Raw genomic sequence first — 3,102 nt, 5'->3', positions numbered from 1 at the left:
CGCGGAGGAGGATGTCAATTGACGTACAATATTGAACCTCTTTCCAGTTTCTCTGATGGGATGAAGGCCTGCTCAGTCACCAGCATGTTTGACATCCTCTCCGCCCAGAAGAGCGAGGATTCCCACGGCACTACACCGCTAGTTTGGGATGTTCACGGAAGCTGACTGGGATGACCACCCTAAGAGTTTTCATATTATACAAGTAATTGCGTATTATGAAAGACACGAACGTGCTCTTCGATTTCCCATTTCCAGAAGAGCGAGTCTTCCGATATCAGGCAATGCAGGATATCCTCCACCATCTCGTGAACAATCCCTTTGAGGAGTTCACACAGCAGGAACTAGCGTCGATCACGGGCGCAGATGTCTCGTCTGTTTCGCGCTCGATTACATTACTTAAGAAACTCGGTGTGATCGCTGTGAGTAACCATAGGCCCGCTCGAATTTCGATCGATACCGATCATCTTCAGCGTCCAGACCCCATTTTTTTAATACCACAGTCGAAGTTCCGGAAGCCAGTCAGGGCCTATCTCGACGAACTTGAGACTCGTATTCAAGAGAGCAAAGAGATCGATGAACTCGTTGGGACCATTCTCTTTGGTAGTGTCGCTCGCGGAACAGCAGACCGTCGAAGTGATATTGACCTTCTTGTCATAATTGATGGAGATCTCACCTACGGTCGGCGAATCTGTACCTCTCTTGCACGCGAAATCGAAGACAAGTCGTTTGGCGGCCATCGGTACGAGTTTGAGGTTCTCGTTGAGACGCCAGAAACTGCTGTTTCACACAGCACTGAACTCACAGGGTTTTTCGATGAAGGGCTAGTGCTCACGACCTCTCCCCCACTCCAGGAGCTACGCCAAGATATCTATACACAACCTCACGGAGGGGCGTAGCGATGCCGATCGATCACGATGACATCGAGCCGCGGTTGTCGAACGCACAAGACGCCTTCCGCCGCGGTGGACAGACCTCCGAAGATGGGTTGGATGTCGCCAGTGCCGATCTCGTTCAACTCCGGAAAGCGTGTCGACTGCTTTCCGGGGCTGAGAAATTGTGCGAAGATGGGTACTATACGCTCACAATCGAGGCTGCGTTCACCTCAATCGAACGTACGCTATTGTTCTGGTTGATATTGGAGGGGCACCACGATCCATCCCGGCCACCACAGTCGCACACGACCGCAATCAATCGAAGCGCAGATGTCGGGTTCATCACCGAGGAGGTTGCGACGGAACTTGAAGACCTTTGGAAAGAGAACCGTGCTCACACATACTATCAGGACGGGATGGCGACAGAAGAACGAGCGAATACGATGCTTGCGCTTGCGGGGGATATTCACACACAGATTGTCAATCTCGTTGGACAATCTCACGAATGTATTTGTACGTGAAAAATGAGGTATTGGATGGGTAGGTGTTGCCCTTAACCAAACTCGTACTCGCTGTCGCGGGCATCGACGTACTCATCGTTGCCCGTTCGATCCGGCACGTAACACGGGCCTTGTCCTCCAGCGAAGAACACCGGCGCCTTGACATCGAGGTCACTCCGTCGTCTCAACAACCGTGGCATATTACTCGTCAGGATCTGGCAGACGGTTCAACTGAAGTGGTAGCGTGGAGTCCCCTACTCAGCAGCGTCGTCGATAAGTGCGTAGGCCTTTTCCCGGAGATTCCCAGTCATGTGAAGCCCGTGTGAGTCAATCCGCCTTACGAGATCGTGTGCTGCTTCTCGATCAAGTCCCTCCTCTACTGCCCGAACGATCACACCGACCGTCCCAGTGACTGTCGCCCCAAGCCCACGAGCCGTGGTTCGAACACGCTTATCATCTGAAACGACACCGACCGGCCGGTCCTCAGCTGTGTAGGCCAACACCGCAGCGATCAGAGATACGTCTCCATTCTGTTCTGTTTCGCCAAGGACCTCTTTGGCTTGCTCAACACGATCCTGAACAGCTGGATCGGTCGTCGCAACCGCATCCTGCGCAATGAACCGGGTCAGATTTGTCTGTGCGGGCTCTGTCGTGACCTCACGTTGGACTGTGGGGAGGACAACAAGCGTACCAGTAAAGCTTGTCAGCTGTTCGAGCTCACCGATCGTTCCGAGTGCGATGAGCGTCGTCGCATCGAGAAAAATCCGCGTCACAGCTCACGCGCAGCAGCGGCGTCTGCTTCGATATCTTCTGGAGACAGTTGCGTTGTGAGATTATGTTCACGGGCAATTTCGAGCCACTCTGCGAGACTCACATCTGCCAGTCGAGCCGCCTCGTTAACTGAGAGCTCGCCACTTTGATACCGTTCGATCGCGACACGTCGACGGATGGATGAGAGACCTTCTGCGAGTGCTTTCCGAATGACTGTACTTTTGTCTTCATCTAACAGCTCACTTACCGCTTCAAGCTCGTCTTCATCGTCATCAGGTACTCGGGCACTAATCGATGGCATGTATACGCAGTAGCACGCTGTACTACATAATGGTTTCTCACCATCTGCGACGACACCGACTGGTCGCCCTCAGCCGTGTAGGCTAAGTCCCCAGCATGTGTGGAACCCGAACACATATTATGTACACGATAATATTATCGTACACATAATGATCAACAGAGAGAATGAACTGGAGTGGCTCACGTCACATCTCTCAAGGGAAGACCGACAGCTACTGGTTCTCTACGGTCGACGTCGGGTCGGAAAAACCACGCTGGTGACGACTGCGCTCAAGGATTTGGAAGCAACTTCGGTCTACTATCTGTGTGATCAGCGTGGTTCGCGTCACAACGCGCGGCGGTTCGCGGGTCGGTGTGCTGAAACATTCGATGATGTTCCTCCGGATGTCGACGATTTCGAGGAGGCGTTTCAGTATCTTATCTCCCGTGTTGATGGACCCTGCGTCATCGCCCTAGACGAGTTCTCGTATCTCGTCGCGGATGACGAGACCATTCCCTCAGTGTTTCAGCATTTTCGAGGTGGAGCCCCCGACCTCAAGGAGCGAACGGAGTGAGCGAGTAGGTCGGGGAGGAAACCGACATGGGACGACACAACCACCACACCTCGACCGACTGACTCCCGACTATATAAGTACCGTGGGGTACTCTCTGAAACTATG

Annotated in this window: 4 protein-coding genes and 1 pseudogene; 3 read left to right on the top strand and 2 right to left on the bottom strand. The window is 53.1% G+C overall.

The genetic code is table 11. The features are described from left to right. Positions 1-215: 215 nt before the first annotated feature. Together Z052_RS07905 and Z052_RS07900 are read left to right on the top strand one after the other, a co-directional pair. Positions 216-896 (top strand): nucleotidyltransferase domain-containing protein, encoded by a 681-nt coding sequence (locus Z052_RS07905; protein WP_099288957.1) that lies wholly within the window; start codon positions 216-218, stop codon positions 894-896. 2 nt (positions 897-898) lie between these two features. Beyond that, positions 899-1,393: a hypothetical protein gene (locus Z052_RS07900; protein ID WP_094580491.1), complete on the top strand. Its 495-nt coding sequence runs from the start codon at positions 899-901 to the stop codon at positions 1,391-1,393. Positions 1,394-1,626: 233 nt separating this feature from the next. Here the strand turns inward: Z052_RS07900 and Z052_RS07895 are convergent, their stop codons facing one another. Then, complete coding sequence (locus Z052_RS07895) at positions 1,627-2,145, bottom strand: hypothetical protein (RefSeq protein ID WP_094519517.1); 519 nt, start codon at positions 2,143-2,145, stop codon at positions 1,627-1,629. Beyond that, positions 2,142-2,444 (bottom strand): UPF0175 family protein, encoded by a 303-nt coding sequence (locus Z052_RS07890; RefSeq protein ID WP_099288956.1) that lies wholly within the window; start codon positions 2,442-2,444, stop codon positions 2,142-2,144. Before Z052_RS07890 ends, Z052_RS07895 begins: the two co-directional genes overlap by 4 nt. Before the next feature lie 148 nt (positions 2,445-2,592). On the opposite strand from Z052_RS07890, the pseudogene Z052_RS07885 reads away from it, so the two are divergent. Then, positions 2,593-2,952 (top strand): annotated as a pseudogene (locus tag Z052_RS07885) (ATP-binding protein); the annotation flags it as partial. Positions 2,953-3,102 lie beyond the last annotated feature (150 nt).

It is taken from the genome of Halorubrum sp. C191 (genome assembly GCF_002727095.1).
Taxonomy (GTDB): Archaea; Halobacteriota; Halobacteria; order Halobacteriales; family Haloferacaceae; genus Halorubrum; species Halorubrum ezzemoulense.
Note: the sequence above shows the minus strand (reverse complement) of the source record. Positions and strands in the feature narration are given on the sequence as shown.

What these genes read in the sequence shown, in the direction of transcription:
- Z052_RS07905 (WP_099288957.1), top strand. Translation starts at nt 216, where the DNA reads ATGAAAGACACGAACGTGCTCTTCGATTTCCCATTTCCAGAAGAGCGA.
- Z052_RS07900 (WP_094580491.1), top strand. Translation starts at nt 899, where the DNA reads ATGCCGATCGATCACGATGACATCGAGCCGCGGTTGTCGAACGCACAA.
- Z052_RS07890 (WP_099288956.1), bottom strand. Translation starts at nt 2,444, where the DNA reads ATGCCATCGATTAGTGCCCGAGTACCTGATGACGATGAAGACGAGCTT.